Origin of the sequence: Methanolobus sp. (assembly GCF_016278385.1) — an archaeon.
Lineage (GTDB): Archaea > Halobacteriota > Methanosarcinia > Methanosarcinales > Methanosarcinaceae > Methanolobus.
This window is the reverse complement of sequence record NZ_JADQBY010000002.1, coordinates 157,256-176,874: the sequence shown is the minus strand read 5'-3', so window position 1 is coordinate 176,874 and position 19,619 is coordinate 157,256. Positions and strand designations below refer to the sequence as shown.

The window sequence follows — 19,619 nt, the reverse complement described above, 5'->3', positions numbered from 1 at the left end:
TTTCCGTTCAGCAAGTTCATATCGGCCTTTTTGCATCTACAACAGTTTCAGTTTTCAAAGGCAACTCAAAGGTGAAAGATGTACCTTTTCCCAACTCACTTTCAAACCAGATCTTACCGTCATGCATTTCCACAAATTGCTTCGCCAGGGAAAGGCCAAGTCCTGTTCCTTCATAAAGACGGTTTATGTTTGAATCAAGCTGTGTGAAAGGCAGGAATAACTTACTCTTGTTCTCTTCGGAGATCCCTATGCCTGTATCCGTTACAGTGAATTGCACTTTATTCTGGAATCTTAGTGCAGAAATTGTGACTTTTCCACCTTTTGGAGTGAACTTGATGGCGTTGTTTGCAAGATTGAACATAATCTGCTTGAACTTTACTCTGTCAGCACATATATTTTCAAGTTGCTCATCCATGACAAACTCTATTGTTAGTTCTTTTTCATCTGCAAGTGGAGATACAAGCTTTTTGACCTCATCAATGGCCCCTGATATACCGAATGGTTCACAATTCAACTCCATTTTACCTGCTTCGATTTTGGAAATATCTAGCACGTTGTTTATAATAGATAGCAGATGTTTTCCACTTGTAGAGATATTACCCAGGAATTTTTTCTGCATGTCAGCCAGTTCCCCAACGCTGCCACCTATCATTAGGTCAGAGAAACCTATGATAGAGTTCAGGGGAGTACGAAGTTCGTGGCTCATGTTTGTGAGGAAATCGCTCTTGGCACGATTTGCAGTCTCTGCTGCAACCTTGGCCAGGATAAGGCTTCGCTCTGCTTCTTTGATATTAGTGATGTCATTTACGCAATAGATAGTACCCACAATATTCTCATTCTGGTTCAATGGTCCTACGTACCAGTCATAAACAGCCTTGTTGTTTACGTTCAAAGTCATACTGAATCCATTTGAACAGTTTTCCAGCTCTTCGAGCAGTTCAGTAGTTCCTTCTGTAATATCTGTTTGACTTGCTATATATTCCAACACTTTTGAAGCATCGTTTTGGGATATTAATTCTACATTAATATTCCACATATTGATGAATTTGTCATTCATGATCAGCCGCGAATCCCTATCTACAACCATAACGCCGGCATTTATGGATTCCAGACTGGACTCCAATAAGTTCAAAGTTTCACGGACCTTTACTTCATTTTCCAGAACTTGCAACATGTCATTGATGGTCACTGAAAGATCATGTAATTCATCATTCCCGGAAATCTCCAGACGGGAAGAAATGGACTTGCTATCAGTGATGGCAGTCAGGTTACGGCTTAATAAGGTCAAACGAGACAGAACAGACCTTTCTATTGAAAATGTCAGGACAATGCCAAAAACCACCCCAATGATCAAGAGTGCATACATCATGAATTCGGTTGAAGATCTACCATGCTGGTAAATATCCCTCGGCATCACAACATCTAAGACTAACGCAGGGTTTCCATTGATATCACTCAGTATGCTGGACCCCATAATAGATGTTTCACTCAAGTAAGTTATATTCAGGTCACCTGTTTCTGCTAAAGTCGAAGGTGCAGTGCTGATGCCGGATGAGTGGTTTGTTTCACTAAAGGCTCCTAAATTTAAATCTAACTGGGTCACTTCTTCAAGGTTCTCTATCCATGGAGAGTCCAGATTTTTTACAACAACAAGGGTACCCACAATAGGACCGTCTCCAGAGGTTTTTGTAATGGGCCAGGAGGAAATAAGCAATGGACCTTCCGGCGAGTTTAGTATACCGGTTATGAAATCATCACTTGTGGGATGAGAGAAAAGCAATTCGTTTGAACCTATGTATTCCAGTAAAGAATTAGATATCTCTTTTTCTTCATAAGTGTTTAAATCAGCTTCCATTCCATAGAACAACTCATTAGAAGTGTCATAGAACAACATCATATTGATTTGCATGGAGGCCAGTCCTTCAGGAACAATGTTTCTTTCTACATAGGAATCATCATATCCTTGCAGGAAGTAAAAGGTATCATCCCATACTGCAAAACTTGCTGCAGTCATATCCGCAGTTAATGCCTGAGCCCAGATTGCATTTTGTGCCCTTTCGACATTCTTTGCTAAATCATCTTCTTCCAGAGATCCATAACTGTTCCCAATGATCTGATCGGTAGCAACGGCCAAAAGGATAAACAAACAAAGGAATGTAATTCCAAGTGTCAGCAGAGTCTTAGGGTATATTCGCATAAAGAACTCCCCTTATATCGTTATGAAAGAGCGTACTTCCATCATGAATAGAGATACATCGATAGGTTTTGAAATGTAGCCTGAGCAACCTGCTCTGATGAAATTCTGCTCATCACCTTGCATGGAATGTGCGGTTAAAGCAACAACTGGCATTTGCTGTAAAGCTGGATTTTCTTTAATCTTTTTCAGGACTTCTAATCCGTCTATTCCAGGCAACTGGATATCCAGTAATACTAGGTCAAAGAGATCGTTCTTGATTCTTTCCAATGCCTCTGGCCCATCTACAGCTTGTGTGACCTCCATTCCATTTGATTGAAGAAGGTATGTCACTAGTTCCATATTCATGGAATTATCTTCGACTACTAATATTCTGGTCATAGGGATCACTTACTAACGACAGTTATATATCATACATATTATATTTTGTACGTGTATTTATATGTGTCTATCTTCACATTCACACTGTTAACTAATGTAGGAGTTTGCTTGCTTTTGTCGTAGACGATTTGATATATCATTCACTTAGCTCCCTAGAATGAAACACATCAGAGCAATATTCCTAATTGTTTTCCAGCAGAAATAAAAACCGAAGTCTATTTAATATAAATATTTGGAAGGGGCATCGTCTTTAATGTGAATAATTTATATGTCCCTATTAGTATATAATGCTTCATACAAAAAGTGTTATGTATTTGCACGGATAGGTCTATAGTTATGAGTACAACAAGTTTGGACAATACTACAACTTAAAAATATTGCCAAATACGTTACACGATGTTGGCATACTATCCGATTTCCAGTCTATGGATTTTGATAGGATTTCTACAGAGCCCAAAATTGTGAGATATTTAATGCAATATCTCTTCAATTCTCTCTACATTTCCATTTCTATCAACTAATAAAAAACAAATATTATTTTTTTGAATAAGGGATGCTTTTTTCCATTTTTCAGAAAGGCTTTTGAATTTTGGTGTATTTGGAATTGCAATCGCTAATTTATCGTTGTCATTATATTCTCCAATAGTATAAGTTGACCAATTGCTTCTCTAATTAATGGATATTCTTTAGAACTTTTACTATTTGTAAGAGGTCCTTTTTTACTTTCAACGCGCAAATCAACACCACTAATCAATTTAGCAACAACATCTCCTTTTCCTGGGGTAGAATGAACTTCAATGTTATATGCAGCATTATCTACTCTGTAAGTTCCTCTCCAATCATTTTGTTTTTTAATCATTTTGCAATTCTTTTTTGCCATAAACTCTTCAATTGGAAAGTGAATATTATTGCCTGTTTTAATTTGTGCTCCATCGATGGCTACCATTACATTCGATGTAACAAAATCATTTAGAATAAGGTATAGTGCAAGATTAAGACTAACTTCAGCTTCAGGCATCGTTTTCGGACTATTATTCATTTCATGTCACCAATATTAATAAACTTATAATGTATGGCCCAAGTTATTACAATACTATCACTTCACCCTTTTCTCAATAATCCCAGGCCACACCGAAGCTGACACTATCATACTAAGAATGAACACAAAGACCATGCCTGCAATGATGTCCACCTGACTGTACAGTGGTATTGTTCTGGAACTGTTCACTATGAAAGAAAGCACTGCAAAAATCATGACAAGCACTAGTGAAGAAGCTATGCTTGCAATAAGTGCGTATTTTCCTGTATTGTTCCCTGAAACATTATCCATGTGACCATCTCCTTATTTTATCCTGCTGCGTTTCATAAGCAGGGAATTGGTTGTGACCGATATAGAGCTCATAGCCATGAAAGCCGCTGCAAGTTCAGGGCTGATGACTATTTTGGTAATGAACGGATACAGTATCCCGGCTGCAAGTGGTATGCCAATACTGTTGTAACCGAATGCCCAGAACAGGTTCTGCTTGATCTTGTTCATTGTCAATCGGCTCAACCTTATGGATGCGAGTACATCTCGCAGGTCGTTCTTTATCAGGACTATCTGCGCTGATTCCATTGCAACATCGGTTCCTGCTCCCATTGCGATGCCGATGTCGGATTGAGTGAGTGCAGGTGCATCATTGATACCGTCTCCCACCATTGCAACTATCCTGCCCTCTTCTTGAAGCTTCCTTATCTCTGAAGCCTTGTCTCCGGGAAGTACTTCGGAGAGCACTCTCTTGATACCAAGCTGGGATGCAATGGCATCTGCTGTCCTGCGGTTGTCTCCGGTTATCATCACAACTTCAATGTCCATATCTTGTAGCTTTTCAACGGCTTCTTTGGAGTTTTCTTTGAGTGTGTCTGCAACGGCAACCAGGCCAATGGCCTGCCCTTCCTTTGCAACTACCATGGCGGTCTTGCCTTCGGCTTCAAGTTTTTCCATATTCTCAATAAGTAATGAGATGTCAACATCATTGTCTTCCATGAGCTTACGGGTTCCCAGAAGTATCCGGTTGCCATCGATAGTGGCTTCAACACCATGTCCTGCAATGGAGTTGAAATTATCTACATTCCTAATTTTCAGCTTCTTTTCCTCGGCAGCCTTCACAATGGCTTCACCAAGGGGATGCTCGGACCCTTTCTCAGCACTTGCAGCAAATGCAAGCACATCATCTCTGTCATGTCCGGCAGTCAGCACAATATCTGTAAGTTCTGGTTTGCCTTTTGTGAGAGTTCCTGTCTTATCGAACACAATAGTGTCTATCTTCAAAGTTCTCTCAAGGGCTTCACCGCCTTTTATGAGTATGCCATTCTCAGCTCCTTTTCCAGTGCCCACCATAATGGCAGCAGGTGTTGCAAGTCCTACGGCACATGGGCATGATATTACAAGGACGGTGATAGAAATAAGCAAAGAGAACAGGAACGGACTTGCTATTCCTGAATGCAGTGCAACATCGAATCTCTCATACCCGATGAAGTACCAGAAGAAGAATGCTGCAAGTGCGATAACATGTACTATAAGAATGAAATGTCCGGCAACCACATCAGCGATACGCTGTATGGGTGCTTTGGAAGTCTGGGCATTTTCCACGAGTTCGATTATCCTTGCAAGTGCAGTATCAGCACCAACATTGGTGGCTTTGAATTTCAATGCTCCTGACTTGTTAAGTGTGGAACCGATGACCATGTCGCCCACATTCTTTTCAACAGGTATGCTCTCACCTGTTATCATTGACTCGTCCATGGCAGAAGAACCCTCGACAATAACACCATCTACAGGTGCCTTTTCTCCAGGTCTTACAAAGACGATGTCATCTACCTGTACGTTTTCCACAGGTACTTCCTTCTCTTCACCGGCAACAATAATGCGTGCGGTCTTTGCCTGAAGGCCAATGAGTTTCTTAATGGATTCGGATGTCCTTCCTTTTGCTCTTGCTTCCAGGTATCTTCCAAAGGTTATGAATGTGATAAGCATCACGGCGGTATCATAATACACATTCTCGTAGCCGGGTCCGAGATTAAGATAACTTGCTGCAATACTGATAACATAAGCTGCCCCGGTACCGGTAGCTATCAGCAAATTCATGTCCGTAACGCCATGTTTCAGGCCACGGTATGTTCCAACGAAGAACTGTCTTCCCGGGAAAACCATAACAATGGTTGCCAGGAGGAACAACAGGTTCTTGTCTGAAAACAGGGTTGGCACAAATCCAAACGGACCCGGAAACATCATTCTCATATTTCCAAGCATAATTGGGATCAGGACTGTAATAGATATAAGCAGGTTATTCCTCTGCTGCCTTATTTCATGTTCCCTTTCCTGTCTTTCCCTGTCCTCTGTTTCTTTCCTATCGGCAGGCAGGGAGGCAAAATATCCGATACCATCCACGGCTTTTCTGATATCATCTATGGAGACAAGGGATGAGTTATACTCCACCTGTGCCTTTCCTGTGGTAATATTAACACTTGCCGAGCTGACACCTTTCAGTCTTTTCAGTACCTTTTCAACGTTCTGGGAACAGGCAGCACACTTCATTCCGCCGATCTCAAGGACTATCCTTTCCTTCATAACATGATACCCGATAGAATCAATTGTCTTTTCTATATCTTCCGGGCTGATGATGGCAGGATCATAGCTGATTGAAGCCCTTTCCATAGGCAGGTTCACTGAAGCAGAAATCACACCATCCCGTTTATTCAGGGCTTTTTCAATGTTCTGTGCGCAGGCAGAGCATTGCATTCCTGAAACCTTGAAGGCAATGTCCTTCACAGAACCTGGTTCCGGTTTACTCTCCTCTGGTTCCACGTCATCAATTATAATGGGACATGCAGCCTCACCTTCATCAGGAATCTGACAAGTATCTCCACCAACTTCATATCCTGCATCGGTAATTGCTTTTTTGATTTCCTCAAGGCTAATCCTGTCAGCATCGAATTCCACGGATGCTTTTTCATCCTCAAGGCTGACTTCAACAGAATTCACTCCATTAAGGGCTGATATTGCATCAGTCACACGTTTATGACAATGCATGCATGTCATACCATAGACTTTGATATCTGCTTTCATGTTGTTGGAAAAAGTAAAAGAAAAGGGATATATTTTTAGACTACAACAGTATAACCTGCATCTGCTACTGCTGCCTTGATAGCATCAAGGCCTGCAACAGAATCATCAAAGGTAACTGTTGCCTGCTTTGCCGCAAGGTCAACCTTTACTTCACTGACTCCGGTAATTGCTCCAATGGATTTTTCAACATTTGCCTGGCAATGTCCGCACATCATACCTTCTATCTTAATTGTTTCTGTAACCATTTTTTTATTTCTCCTGATTATATTCATTTGATGCACCGGTTATATAGGCTTCACGCCTGTGAATTACAATCAAAAGTTCAACATGTTCTCACGCTTTGTTCTATCATGTCTTTCCATTTAGCCGGATCATCAATATCAAAAAGATGTTTGATTACAGTACCTGCATCTTCTGAAACAAGTAATTGATCCCTTTTGAGGAAGCCGCCTTTTATTTCCACTCCCACTATCTTTTTGTTGTATATCTCACTCAGCATCCCTTCTGAAATATCGGTGACAACAAGGCGTTTGTTCGTGAGCATTGTAAGTTGTGTTCCGTTTCGGGATGAGATGATTAAATGTTCTCCTCTAAGGTATTCAGGACGGAGACTTTCGAATATCTCTACTAATATCGAAAGTTTTCTGGAACTGATTGGATATATTCTGAGCTTTTTGTTTCCTGTAATGAGCATGAATCTGTTTGCTTCGGTATGTAGGCCTACTATTTCTTTCACTTCGATTCTCTCTTCTATTTGAGAATTCTTCGAAAAAATTCCGGAGCTTTCCTTTTTCAGGAAAAGGTTCCTGTTTGTGATACTCAGTGTAAATTTTTCATTTCCAATCATCACCGCTTCATTTCCAAGGAGTTCTTCTCCATTTTTTAAAATCGCTCCGCTACCGATTCCATCAGAATCCCTTTCAATATCCTTCTTCAAATGGTTATTTATCTCCATGTATCCATCAGGAAGATAGTGGTTGAGCATTCCTGTAAGCAGGTTTCCGTCTATGAGTTTGACATTATGTTCGGCTGCTTCTTCCACGGCTTCTTTTGTGAATGTGGATGTTGTAACTATAATAACTCCATCTACGCGGTCCCTGTACCTCAGACTACTGTATTCTCTGATCTCTTTCACACCAACTGATCCTGAATATCGTTTTGCCTGTACCAGCCACGTATGTGAGAGTCCAAAGTTCTCTATTTTGATTACAATGTCAACTCCCCTATCTCTGGAATATTGTGTGAGTTCTGTCTTGTATCCCATGCTCAAAAAAAGTCTTGATAGAAGTATTTCGAACTCATGTGGTTTTGTCAAAAGTAGATTCTCAAGTGTCCATTTTGCCATTCATATCCCTTTTATCTATTGTTTTGCAGTTTATCCTTTTTTCCCAGATTGGATCGGTATTGTTCAGTTATTGCATAACCATACAAACAATTAAATGCATTGAAATCCGATAATAGAAGAAATCCGATATCTATGTGAAATCATGTTCACAGTTAAATATCTGTAAACATAATATTATTCAAAAGGGTGAATCCAATGGATGAATTAGAATCTATCAGGCAAAAAAGGATTCTAGAGATACAACAGTCTTTAGAGCAGAAACAGTATCCTTCAAATATGGTAACAATTGCTGATGCTTCGTTTGATGAGTTCGTATCAAAATACAAGCTTGTCCTTGTAGATTGCTGGGCGCCATGGTGCGGTCCTTGTCGTATGCTATCTCCTGTTCTTGATGAACTGGCGACTGAGATGCAGGGAAAAGTTGTTTTTGGCAAGTTGAACGTAGACGAGGAAAAAATGACAGCAGTTAATTTAGGAATATCCAGCATTCCTGCAATGCTTATTTTCAGGGAAGGTAAGCTCATTGATAAACTAATTGGTGCTGTCCCTAAACAGAAAATCATCCAGAAACTTCAGCCTTATATGTGAGGAATAGAAATGGCTCATAAACCCAGAATTGCAGAAAGCCCTTCAGTACGTTTACTTGATCTGAAGGACAAATCAAAATCGTATTTTATCGTGGCATCGGTGGAAGTTGGTAACACAACTACCAAATGCATTCTGACAGCGACAAATCTGGAAGATGGTAAAACCAGGCTCGTTAAGAAAACAGTCAGCATGACAAGGGATGTTCGGCCACCAAAACCCGGGGAAGAGGTATTTGGAAAGACATTGAACGGCGTTGAACTGACAAGGGAATCGGTCGGGGAGTTGGTTAAGAACACGCTTCTTGGAGCTGTGAAAGATGCAAATCTCGATATCAAGACGGATGTACATTTTGTTGTTCGCTCAACAGGTGTTGTCGCTGGTTTCGATTCTCCTGATGAGGTCGGTGAGTTCATCAAGGCACTGGCAGACGGTTGTCTTATGGCAGGTGTGCCACCAAACCGTATGACTCCACCAATGTCCATCTTGAATATCCCGGATAGGTTCCAGAAATATTCAAAACTTGAAAAAGTGATATTTGATGGTGCAGTGGCAAGTGTGACTCCTCCTACCGGAGCAACAGGTGTTGAGATAGTTGCCAATGAAATGGAAGGAGAGCTTGCAACAGCAGGAATCAAAGAAGGTGCTAAATGGGTTGATGTGGATTTCCGCAATCCCTGTATTTCCATGGATTTCGGTACCACACTTGACGGCAGGATAATCAGTCCGGATCTTCCCTATGCAAAAACCATAGGCAACTTCTGTGGCTACGCTGGTGCGATTCCTGATGCCATTATCAAGGGAACCGGCATGGTTGATTCCAAGAAAGGCACTGCACTTGATATTTTCGATGATAAATCCCTGGATGGTCTTGCACTGAAACTGAAAGGCAAGGTCATAAATGAATATGCTGAGAAAATATTGAATTACATTGTCATCGAAAAGGTGCCTAAAGGCCGCAAGAGATATGGTAGCGTTCCTGTGAACTCAGAGGCCGCAGATGCCATAAACGTAGTACTCATTGGTTGCGACGTAGGAGACAATGGTTCTGACATGGATAAACTTGCACAGCTTGGTGCTGAGATCTACGAAAAGCATAACATGAAAATCCTGTTTGCAGTTATCGATGAGGTCATGGCACGTGTGGTGCAGCGTCTTATTAAAGTGGCACAGGACGAAGGTCTTGTCTTTGAAGATACTGCAATAGGTGTTACCGGAAGGGCAGGTATCACCGGCAACAAGCCAAAACTCATACTAAAGTACCTGCATGATCTGGGTATCAATAACAAGATCGAAGAGCATGTTGTATTTGTTGACGATGGTCTTGCACGTGGTGCTGCTGTAATGGCAAGGTGCATGAATTCCCTGGGTACTACTTTCAATCCGCTGGGTGGTCACAGGGGAGGGAACTGCATACTTGGGCAACGTATTAAATTGCAGAATAAGTAATAATATGAATTGGCAGGTTCTTTCCTGCCATTTAATTATTGTATTGTGAAAGTAATTTGAAAAGCGATATATTCAAATTCTTCTTTTTTGCTGTCTTTTCATTTCTTTCTGGAACTCGATCTCATGTTTTTTCATAGACCTGTCATGCCTGTTGTTTTTTGTACCTTTCAAAATTGCACCTCATAACCAATCATGAATGATGCGTTTAACTACGGACGAAGCACAAAGCGTCGAAAATCTGGTATACTACATTTTCACTTTTAAATAATTCGACCTCTGATTTTGATTTATCAAAATCTGATTGGGAGAACCAGAATTTATAGTTTTTGCTTTTTTTCTGAACGAATAACCAATTAATCGAATAATTATTTTTCATCTAATATATTTGACATATTTTGCACATATGTTCTCTTTTTTGTATCATATTTATCAAATCATTCTTTGGAAATGCCAAGTCTTGAGCACAATTGCTTTAAATTCATGGTATTAAGCACATCATCCGTTTCCAGCCATGCTCTTCTTGCAACATCAATTCCAAAGTCAATATTGTCAAAATGATCTATGGCATGGGTGTCCGTATTGATTGCAAGCATCACTCCATGATCTTTTGCCTTTCTTGCATTGGTATCGTTCAGGTCAAGTCTCCAGGGTGATGAATTTATTTCCAGAGTTTTTTCATTGTCATTTGCAACTGTAATTATCTTGTCCATATCAACATCATAAGCCGGACGTTTGCCAAATTTCCTGCCGGTCGGATGGGCAATGATATCTACATGTTCATTCTCAAGTGCAGCAACTATTCTTTTTGTCATCCTGTTTCTATCCTGGTCAACTCCTGAATGAACCGCCACGATAACAATGTCAAGTTGTTGCAGCAGATCATTACTGTAATCAAGCTTACCATCTGCTCTTATATCGCATTCCGTGCCAGAAAGTATCTTTATATCTTCATACTCTTCATTGAGGCGTTCAACTTCGTCAATATGCTCAAGCAACCTTTTTTCTGACAATCCGTTGGCTATGCCTGTGGAATGTGAATGATCAGTAATTGCAATGTACTCATATCCTCTTTGTATTGCAGCCTCAGCAAGCTCTTCAATAGTGTTTACTCCGTCACTCCAGGTAGAGTGGACATGAAGGTCTCCCTTTATATCCTTCCTCTCAATTAATCTGGGAAGTTTGCCAGTAAGACTGGCTTCTATTTCTCCTCTGTCCTCTCTGAGTTCAGGCGGCATGAATTCCAGTCCCAGAAAATTATATACATCCTTTTCCAAGTTGCATTCGATGAGCTTGCCTGTATTCTTGTCTGTAAATCCGTACTCATTCAGGCTATATCCTTTCAAAAGGGCAAGTTTTCTTAAATGGATATTGTGTTCTTTTGATCCTGTAAAATGTTGAAGCATTGAACCATAATGCGTTTTTTCCACTACTCTTAGATCGACATGGAAATTCTTAGAGTATATCACTGAGCCATTGGATTTTCCTGATTCAAGCACCTCTTCTACCCTTTTCATATTCACAAACGACAGGATTGTTTTTTCAGGCTCATCGGAAACTGCTATCAGATCAATATCCCCAACAGTATCTTGCTTTCTGCGGAGGCTTCCTGCAATAACAACATTTTCAATATGCGGTTCTAGGCATAACTCTTCCTTTATCTCTTTTGCAATTTCCATGGCAAGTGCTATTGGGTGCCTTCCATGGTCTTTGTCCAGTTGCATCCTTGCGATGGATCTGAGTATTTTTTCTTCCTGTTTCTCTCCCATCCTTGGAAGTCTTCGTATTCTGTGTTCTCTGGCAGCAATGCTGAGTTCATCTATTGACCTAACACCTAGTTTCTCATAGAAAAGTCGTGCCATTTTTGGGCCAATGCCCGGAATGTTCATGATATCGATAATGCCTGATGGTACTTCTTTGACGGTCCTTTCATAAGTGTCAAATGACCCGGTTTCCAGCATTTCCACTATCTTTCCTTTAAGTGCTTCCCCGATTCCTGGTACGCTGTCGATTTTCCTGTTTATGTATAGCACTTTCAGTTCTTCATCCAGTCCTTTAATGCTTCTGGCTGCATTTATATAGGCTCTGATCTTGAACTGGTTCTCGCCTTTGAATTCCAGAAGTCTTGCCATTCGGTTGAACATCTCAGCTATCTGAATGTTGTCCATGTTTCACCACTATTCAGCTTTCTTCCTTTTTTTATTGAGTGCTTCCACTACAGCATTTTTGTGAATTTCGCCGGATTCATGGATGCCACCCATATTTCCCCTTACAGCCCTGCAGGGGTATTGTTGTATAAGCAATCCGGCTTTGGCAGGTGCATCTTCCACCTTTGTTCCCACAAGTTCTTTTGCCATATGCCATGTGCTTCCACATGGAGCCCCGCATAATACTTCCACTGACTCTATTATACCTTTATCGATGTTAATATCAAGAACCGGACTTGAAAGGCACGAGCAAAGCTCCTTTGTCTCAGTTTTTTCCTGGAGAGTACAGCAAATATCTTCGACTTCAATTAGCATTCCATATTTTTTTGCTATGCTTTGCAGTTCCACGACAGGTGCTTTTGCAGCTCCTCCTGGAATAATTAAGGCTTTAACGCCTGCTTTTCCTGCTTTGTGGGCTACTGCCACAGTAATGTCCGGATGAAGTGAATAGGTGATGACAATGTCTGAATCAAATACCGAGTTGTCTATGTCGAGTCCGCCAAGGAAATCATCTGGTTCATCGATGAACTCCGGTAGTTGCTCCGGAACGGAAGTGCGAACTACATTTAAATCAGTTTTTGAAAAGATAGTCTCTATAAGCCGGTTCCCGTATTTCCCCCTGGTGATTACTCCTATCTTTGTCATTTTTCTCATTTTTAGGGTTATTTTCCTTTGCATATATGCTTTGCCAGAAGTATTAATAGAATATGTAAATAAGATATATATGAACCGATTAGTATATTTAATATAATTTATAATCATTATTTAGAGGAAATATCATGGATGACTACGACCAAAATAAGGTATATTTCAGATGTAACACCTGCGACTTCCTGTTTATGGAAAACCCTGAACGTTTCCCTGTAACATGTCCCCAGTGCGGTAGTGAAGATGTTTCAAGGACATGATAAGGTAGTTATCAGTATTATGGAACAAATAATCTAAATAGTATTCCTTTACTTTCTTTGCTGATGTCAATGAAAGGTAAACTCATCACTCTGGAAGGTATAGATGGTTCCGGCAAGTCAACGATTACGGCTCGTCTGAATTCAAATCCTGATTTTTCCGATTTTATCTTCACAAGGGAACCGACTACCGGATGGATAGGAGAGGCAGTGGACCGTGCAATACATTCAGATACTGACAACCTTGCAGAACTTTTGCTTTTCACCGCAGACCATGCGGAACATATCTCCAAGCTCATTCTTCCTGCACTTGAAAGCGGAAAGAACGTAATCTCCGATCGTTATTCAGGAAGCAGGTATGCTTATCAGGCTGTGACTTTGGAGGGCAGGTTTCCTGACCCAATGGAATGGATACAGGGCATCCACAAGGGCTGGACAGTGGTTCCTGATCTGACGATCCTTTTTGATATTGATCCGGAAATTGCTGTTGAGCGGTGTGGTAATCGAGGGGACAAGACAAAATTCGAGAAGATAGGCTTCCTTGAGAGTGTGAGGGAGAATTACCTGCGTCTTGCAAAGCAGGACCCGGAAAGATTTGTTGTAATATGTACTGATAAAAACATCGATGATATAGAATCTGATGTTCTTGATATAATTCTCTCCTTTTTGCGGTAAGGTGCTAATCTGATTTTCGTGCCATGTTTACGTACCTAACAGTTATTTTTACGTATCTGGTCCAGTAAGTGAACATGTTCTCTCTATTTTTATATAGCTGGCTGACATGTATATCAATATGTAGTATCTATCTTCGCAAGAACCCATGAAAACGAGGAATGATCCGACAATGCTTAATCCGTTCATTGTTCAGAATGCACCGATTGGGATATGCGTGTTTGACAGGAACGATGATCTTCTTCTATTTAACCGGTCAATGGAAGCTATCCTGAGTGTGTCTTCAGAGGATATGCTGGGAAAGAATCTCTTCCGTGATCTTCCTGCCTGTATGCTGGAGGGGGATTCTTGTTTGGGGCAATTGTATCGTGACACTAAAAGTTCCCTTAAAGTATCCTTTAAGCAGCGTATATCTGTAGCCACCCCGGCAGGAAAACATATCTTCATTTCTGTACACATGGTGCCTTTTTTCAGTAAGGATGGGGATTATGAAGGGATCATTGCCTATGTGGAAGAAGTGAGCGAGCACTACTACAAGTAAAAAGTCCTCATCGACGAGATACATAAGATCAGGAACCTTGAATCCATATACAAAGGAATACCCATCATTGCTTTTAGATGGTCCGGTCAAGAGGGCTGGCCTGTTCAATATGTTTCCGATAACATCGTTCAGTTAGGGTATACTAAAGAGGATTTTTTATCGGGAGGCCTGAGATACATTGACATAGTTCATCCTGATGATGTTGGGAAACTGGTGTCGGATGTGGATGCGTTTGAGAGCACAGACCAGATATATTTTTCCGATGATTATCGTCTGCTAAGTAAAGAAGGTGATGTCATCTGGGTGAACGAGATATCCCTGCTCACAGAGAATGGTGGTGATACTCCTTTCCGATATGAAGGCATAATTCTCGATATAACTGACAGGAAAATGAAGGAAATAGAGCTTGAGCGAAGTAAGGCACGTATTGAGAGCATATTCAGGGCAACACCTGCCGGTATAGGTGTTGTTTCCGACAGGGTGTTTGCGGAGGTCAATGACAGGTTCTGTGAGATGCTTGGTTATTCCAGGGAAGAGCTCATTGGCCTGAATTCTAGGATGATATATCCCGATGACAGGTCGTATGAATGCGTGGGTACGGAGAAATATTCTCAGATAAACGAGATGGGAATCGGGATTATAGAGACAAGAATGGTCTGTAAGAATGGTGAAGTAATTGATGTTATTCTGAGTTCGACCCCGATATATTCTGAGTCCCTGTCAGAAGGTGTTACTTTTGCAGTACTCGACATAACTCATTTGAAGGACACAGAACGGGAACTACAAAAACGTACTGAGGAGCTTGAACAGTTGAATAGCCTTAAGGACCTTTTTTCCGATATCATACGACATGACCTCCTCAACCCTGCTAGTGCTATTGGTGCCTATACGCAGCTTCTTGAGGAAATAGAAGTGGATGAGAAGAAGCTTCACTTCCTGAGCAGGATATCCGAGAGTAATGCTAGTCTGATAAGCCTTCTTGAAAGCGCTTCCAGATATGAGAAGCTCAACTCTATTAAAGAGATAGAATTTGAGAAAATAGATATTGCTTCACTTTTTAAGAGTACGATATCCGACCTTTCCCGGCAGATCGAAAGTAAGGGTGTCACTGTGGAGTTCTCTTCGGAGGGACCATGTTATTCCTGTGTGAACCCTCTTGTCAGTGAGGTTTTTATCAATCTTTTATCCAATGCTATAAAATACGGACCCGAGAATGGTGTTATCAGTGTTGATATCATCGATGACGGAAATGTCTGGAAGGTTGCGGTTGCTGACCGTGGAAACGGAATTGATGATGGGCATAAACCATTTCTGTTCGACCGGTTCAAGCGTGCTGATAAGAAAGGCATTAAGGGAACGGGTCTGGGACTTGCCATCGTCAAAAGGATAATGGGGCTACATGGTGGCGACTATGGTGTAGCTGATAATCCCGAAGGAAAAGGTAGTGTTTTCTGGGTAACGTTTAAAAAATAGATGAGTGTCCGATCTTCGTTCACTCCAGTTTGTTCTCATCTGCGAATTTAATGAGGGCTGCTCCAAGTACACGGGCATATTTAGGATTGAGGTTGAAACGTGCTTTTTTCTGTCCGCCTCGCTCTTTCGCAATCTCTATGTACTCATTCTCATACCTTTCACTTGATGCGAGGGTGATGGTCAGGAACCAGCCTGCTCCCATCTTTATTTCACCGTAGTTTTCGCCTATATCTGCAATTTCAACTGTTTCTTCATTGTCTGCCATGATTACACCGATAAATGATATATTATGATTAATCGTACATTATTAATGATTTTGCTGAACCATCTGAAGTGGGATTGAACCGTTATGAAGCGCGGTTGCAACAAGTGCTCCTTTTATCCCTATCTCTTCTAGTACTTCAATGTCTTCCACATTGCGGACACCGCCGCCAAGAAGCACATTATGGTCAGAGATGGAGGCAATCTTACTTAAAAATTGTGAATCCACACCACTTGATGTGCCAACCCTGTCAAGGTCCAGAATGATGATGTCATCCAAGTAGTATTCGTTCAGGAGTTCTATTATCTTGAATGGGTCATCGGGCATGGAAGGGTCGTTTGTGAGTATTTTGCCATGTTTCTTGTCAATGCTGACATTGACCCTTTCCGGGTACAATGAGCTGACCTGCCCGATGGTATCAAGAGATGCGGTTTCAGTTCCCAGTATGACGGATCGTACTATTTCCATTATGTCCTCTGTTTCGGAAACAGATTTAACTCCGGGGTCCAGCATTACTTTTGCCTTTTCAGAAACGGCACGAATAATATCAAAGTTCTTTTCCCGTTTGCCGATCTTCTCCAGCAGGTTGAGGTCTGCTATGTATACTTCTGCCGGTTTTACCGCATCCACTATCTTTACAGCATCGGATGTATTGCATATATGGCTGGAAAAGTGTATGGGCTTGTATTCACTACGATTCCCGCCTTGCGCATGAACTACAGTCCGGTTGAATATATCAAGAACGAAAATGATACGAAACATATATAATTGATACATCTGTCATGCTATAAAAAAGAGGTTTATATTATGAAATTACTCATCAGTCCTATCAATCCGGAAGAGGCCATCGCTGCGCACGAAGGCGGTGCTGATATTGTTGACGTAAAGAATCCAAAGGAAGGTTCACTTGGTGCAAATTTTCCATGGATTATAAGATCTGTGAAGGAATCCATTAATTCCGAAAAACCTATCAGCGCAACCATAGGCGATTTTAATTTCAAGCCCGGTACTGCATCCCTTGCCGCCCTTGGCGCCGCAGTTGCAGGTGCAGATTATATCAAGGTTGGTCTGTATGATGTGCAAACTGAAGAGCAGGCTCTTGAAATGCTTACTAACATCACAAAAGCAGTAAAGGACTTTGACCCTGAGAAAAAGGTAGTTGCATCAGGTTATTCTGACTATGAGCGCATCAATTCCATAAACCCACAACTGCTTCCTGCAATCGGTGCAAAAGCAGGTGTTGATGTGGTAATGGTGGACACAGGAATCAAGGACGGTCGTTCCACATTCGAGTTCATGGATGAGGAATCACTCACTATTTTCACAGCTGCTATTCGTGAACTAGGTCTCCTATCGGCGATTGCCGGCTCACTCATATTTGATGATATTCCGGTACTCAAGCGCATCCAGCCGGACATCATCGGCGTGCGCGGCATGGTCTGCGGCGGAGATCGTAATTCCTGCATTAAGGCAGAACTTGTTGATAAGTTGAAGAAAGAGATGTAACTTTAAGTTACGTCTTTTTTAATTCTGTTTTTTGAATTACTTTTTGATTTATATTTTTGACATCCTCTTTACGCTTCAGCCTTGCTATTGTTGTGGGATAGGTGGCTGATGGGTTTCAATTGCATGGACTGTGATTTCTGTCTGAAGCAGAACGGGGGCTTTTACAAATGGCCGAGCAAATCTTTCCGATTAGTCAATGTAATAGGAAATAATCTTCCTTCACTTATGATGGAACACGAAAAAACAGATTTAGTATATATAGAAAAAGACATTTTTTGAAATGCTGTTGGAAGATCTTCTTTTAATTGGCAGTTTTGGTAAGTTCACATTATATTTCTCACTGATATAGCAAATCAGAAATAGATGTGTCTTATAATCGCCCATTTGGGTTTTTCTGGATTAATCATGAGGACTACTTCATCACCAGCATGATAATGATATTAGAAAAATATTTTATGTGTTAACGCATTTCCTCTACAATATCTTTCACCTTGATATTCATACTTGTATTCAATTCTTGAACCACCAGTTTTGAATGCGTCTGCTGAATGAATGTGGCCAGTTACATCCACACCTTTCATATAAATAGAATAAAAAAAATGCCTTCGCCAAGTTAAGAAAGTAAGTGAAATAATACTTATCGATGTTGTCATTATTTTCCATCTCCGCATAAAATCTGGTGGCATGACTTGTAGTAAATAAAAAACAGCATATGCAACCCAAAATACTAAAATAAAACTCACTGCTAAATTCGAACAATAATCTGCTGAGACAACTCTGTAGACATCGAATTTTTGTTGTTCATTTTCCATATCAGTAATATATTATTTTTTCCATATATATCTTTTTTTATTATCATTTGTCAATTTCAAAACTTCTTCTATTATGGGTTTTATGTAACATTTAACTAGTAATTTAGAGATTCCACTCTTTCATTTTGCGTGAAATTGTGGATCTTGTTACTTCAATGCCTTTTTCCATGTAATAGTCTGCAATCTCATCCTGTGTTTTGCCTTCTGCAACTAATGTTTTAAGCCCCTTGACATCTTCAAGAGGAATCCATATCGTAGGTCTTGCCATGTTGTCACCTTTTTTCAATTCCTTTATTTGGCAGAATGGGAAGACTAGAAATAACACACATTATGAAGAAGGCGGCCTTATGGCTATTTAGGTTTGAGGGCATCCGGATTACATTATAACGTAACAATCAGTTGCCCTTCCCTACAGTATTCCAGAAGCATTTCTGCTATCTCATGCGACTCAATGAGCTCAATACCAGGGATAAGCTCTTCCTCTTTCATTCCTATAATGGATGCTCCAAGTTTGCAGCACTTGAATTGTACACCCTGTTTCATACATTCTCTTATCTTGTCATCGTAGGCAGGACATCCGCATTTATCAGCTTTTCCAAGGATAACACCCATTGGGCCGAATATGATAATCACCACATCAAGACCTTTATTGCAATAGTAATTTGAAAAACGAAGGATTTCCATGGGGCTAGTGCTTTCGTAGACCATATCCTTGAGAAGCAGCAATACTTTCGTAACTTCTGTCATATATACACCGTGACTGTATGTTCCAGCAATCTTGTTTGTAGCGAATATGTGTAAAATTCATCCATTACTAATTTTATTCATTAGTTGGTATTGTCCATATGGCAGTTATCTACAGTAATATTATTCAATTTAGGCGTTTAGGTTTAAAATTAAAGCTGTTACTTAAATTAGTTTTGTCTTAATACATAATACAATAAATTACATATATATTAAATATGTACTAGTTTATAAATGTTCTTCGAATATAATCATCAGTAAGGCAAAAAACATGTCGGTGATAAACGATAAATGCAGCAGGCTGCAATCAAATAATAATTATTTTTTAAACAGTACTTCAGAAGCAAAAACAAACTCGGAATCCGAAATAGCTCGAAATATACCACGCTCAAAGCCACCGATACCAGAGAATAGAGAACATACTTTCATAATCAAATT

At 40.5% G+C, this 19,619-nt stretch carries 21 protein-coding genes; 7 read left to right on the top strand and 14 right to left on the bottom strand.

Going from position 1 to position 19,619, the window contains the following annotated elements; genetic code table 11:
* Positions 1 to 16 precede the first annotated feature (16 nt).
* The 7 genes from QZZ23_RS01220 to QZZ23_RS01190 all read right to left on the bottom strand — a co-directional run bounded on the left by QZZ23_RS01220 (position 17) and on the right by QZZ23_RS01190 (position 8,028).
* Positions 17 to 2,197, bottom strand: coding sequence for an ATP-binding protein (locus QZZ23_RS01220; RefSeq protein WP_292466365.1), 2,181 nt, complete (start codon positions 2,195 to 2,197; stop codon positions 17 to 19).
* A 12-nt stretch (positions 2,198 to 2,209) separates the two neighbouring features.
* Entirely contained in the window at positions 2,210 to 2,575 is a 366-nt protein-coding gene (locus QZZ23_RS01215) for a response regulator (protein ID WP_292466364.1), read from the bottom strand.
* 613 nt (positions 2,576 to 3,188) lie between these two features.
* Positions 3,189 to 3,593 (bottom strand): hypothetical protein, encoded by a 405-nt coding sequence (locus tag QZZ23_RS01210; protein WP_292466363.1) that lies wholly within the window; start codon positions 3,591 to 3,593, stop codon positions 3,189 to 3,191.
* 78 nt (positions 3,594 to 3,671) lie between these two features.
* Positions 3,672 to 3,905 (bottom strand): hypothetical protein, encoded by a 234-nt coding sequence (locus QZZ23_RS01205; RefSeq protein WP_292466362.1) that lies wholly within the window; start codon positions 3,903 to 3,905, stop codon positions 3,672 to 3,674.
* A gap of 12 nt (positions 3,906 to 3,917) precedes the next feature.
* Positions 3,918 to 6,683, bottom strand: a complete 2,766-nt coding sequence (locus tag QZZ23_RS01200) for a heavy metal translocating P-type ATPase (RefSeq protein ID WP_292466361.1) — start codon at positions 6,681 to 6,683, stop codon at positions 3,918 to 3,920.
* Between the two features lie 35 nt (positions 6,684 to 6,718).
* Complete coding sequence (locus QZZ23_RS01195) at positions 6,719 to 6,928, bottom strand: heavy-metal-associated domain-containing protein (RefSeq protein ID WP_292466360.1); 210 nt, start codon at positions 6,926 to 6,928, stop codon at positions 6,719 to 6,721.
* Between the two features lie 77 nt (positions 6,929 to 7,005).
* On the bottom strand, positions 7,006 to 8,028 hold the full coding sequence (locus tag QZZ23_RS01190; protein WP_292466359.1) for a restriction endonuclease: 1,023 nt from the start codon (positions 8,026 to 8,028) through the stop codon (positions 7,006 to 7,008).
* Positions 8,029 to 8,223: 195 nt separating this feature from the next.
* Between QZZ23_RS01190 and trxA the strand changes: the two genes are divergently transcribed.
* On the top strand, positions 8,224 to 8,616 hold the full coding sequence (trxA, locus tag QZZ23_RS01185) for a thioredoxin (RefSeq protein ID WP_292466358.1): 393 nt from the start codon (positions 8,224 to 8,226) through the stop codon (positions 8,614 to 8,616).
* Between the two features lie 9 nt (positions 8,617 to 8,625).
* A complete protein-coding gene (locus QZZ23_RS01180) occupies positions 8,626 to 10,062 on the top strand; it encodes a methanogenesis marker 14 protein (RefSeq protein WP_292466357.1) in 1,437 nt (478 codons plus the stop codon).
* Positions 10,063 to 10,496: 434 nt separating this feature from the next.
* Here QZZ23_RS01180 and polX read toward each other — a convergent pair whose 3' ends face one another.
* Entirely contained in the window at positions 10,497 to 12,227 is a 1,731-nt protein-coding gene (gene polX, locus QZZ23_RS01175) for a DNA polymerase/3'-5' exonuclease PolX (RefSeq protein WP_292466356.1), read from the bottom strand.
* A 9-nt stretch (positions 12,228 to 12,236) separates the two neighbouring features.
* Positions 12,237 to 12,920: a DUF166 domain-containing protein gene (locus tag QZZ23_RS01170; protein ID WP_366931288.1), complete on the bottom strand. Its 684-nt coding sequence runs from the start codon at positions 12,918 to 12,920 to the stop codon at positions 12,237 to 12,239.
* Between the two features lie 125 nt (positions 12,921 to 13,045).
* Between QZZ23_RS01170 and QZZ23_RS01165 the strand changes: the two genes are divergently transcribed.
* The 4 genes from QZZ23_RS01165 to QZZ23_RS01150 all read left to right on the top strand — a co-directional run bounded on the left by QZZ23_RS01165 (position 13,046) and on the right by QZZ23_RS01150 (position 15,857).
* Positions 13,046 to 13,174 (top strand): hypothetical protein, encoded by a 129-nt coding sequence (locus QZZ23_RS01165; protein WP_292466355.1) that lies wholly within the window; start codon positions 13,046 to 13,048, stop codon positions 13,172 to 13,174.
* Positions 13,175 to 13,243: 69 nt separating this feature from the next.
* Positions 13,244 to 13,846, top strand: coding sequence for a dTMP kinase (gene tmk / locus QZZ23_RS01160; RefSeq protein WP_292466434.1), 603 nt, complete (start codon positions 13,244 to 13,246; stop codon positions 13,844 to 13,846).
* A gap of 145 nt (positions 13,847 to 13,991) precedes the next feature.
* Entirely contained in the window at positions 13,992 to 14,384 is a 393-nt protein-coding gene (locus tag QZZ23_RS01155) for a PAS domain-containing protein (RefSeq protein WP_292466354.1), read from the top strand.
* A gap of 9 nt (positions 14,385 to 14,393) precedes the next feature.
* Positions 14,394 to 15,857, top strand: a complete 1,464-nt coding sequence (locus QZZ23_RS01150) for a PAS domain S-box protein (protein WP_366931291.1) — start codon at positions 14,394 to 14,396, stop codon at positions 15,855 to 15,857.
* A 19-nt stretch (positions 15,858 to 15,876) separates the two neighbouring features.
* Here QZZ23_RS01150 and QZZ23_RS01145 read toward each other — a convergent pair whose 3' ends face one another.
* Positions 15,877 to 16,122 (bottom strand): hypothetical protein, encoded by a 246-nt coding sequence (locus QZZ23_RS01145; RefSeq protein WP_292466353.1) that lies wholly within the window; start codon positions 16,120 to 16,122, stop codon positions 15,877 to 15,879.
* 42 nt (positions 16,123 to 16,164) lie between these two features.
* The gene (locus tag QZZ23_RS01140; RefSeq protein WP_292466352.1) at positions 16,165 to 16,881 is read right to left on the bottom strand and encodes a HisA/HisF-related TIM barrel protein; all 717 of its coding nucleotides are present in this window, start codon (positions 16,879 to 16,881) and stop codon (positions 16,165 to 16,167) included.
* Positions 16,882 to 16,926: 45 nt separating this feature from the next.
* Between QZZ23_RS01140 and QZZ23_RS01135 the strand changes: the two genes are divergently transcribed.
* Positions 16,927 to 17,625 (top strand): (5-formylfuran-3-yl)methyl phosphate synthase, encoded by a 699-nt coding sequence (locus QZZ23_RS01135; RefSeq protein WP_292466351.1) that lies wholly within the window; start codon positions 16,927 to 16,929, stop codon positions 17,623 to 17,625.
* Positions 17,626 to 18,065: 440 nt separating this feature from the next.
* Here QZZ23_RS01135 and QZZ23_RS01130 read toward each other — a convergent pair whose 3' ends face one another.
* From QZZ23_RS01130 to QZZ23_RS01120, 3 genes are all read right to left on the bottom strand, one after another.
* Positions 18,066 to 18,437, bottom strand: a complete 372-nt coding sequence (locus tag QZZ23_RS01130) for a hypothetical protein (RefSeq protein ID WP_292466350.1) — start codon at positions 18,435 to 18,437, stop codon at positions 18,066 to 18,068.
* A 103-nt stretch (positions 18,438 to 18,540) separates the two neighbouring features.
* The gene (locus QZZ23_RS01125) at positions 18,541 to 18,705 is read right to left on the bottom strand and encodes a hypothetical protein (protein WP_292466349.1); all 165 of its coding nucleotides are present in this window, start codon (positions 18,703 to 18,705) and stop codon (positions 18,541 to 18,543) included.
* A gap of 113 nt (positions 18,706 to 18,818) precedes the next feature.
* The gene (locus QZZ23_RS01120; RefSeq protein WP_292466348.1) at positions 18,819 to 19,184 is read right to left on the bottom strand and encodes a DsrE family protein; all 366 of its coding nucleotides are present in this window, start codon (positions 19,182 to 19,184) and stop codon (positions 18,819 to 18,821) included.
* Positions 19,185 to 19,619: the final 435 nt, after the last annotated feature.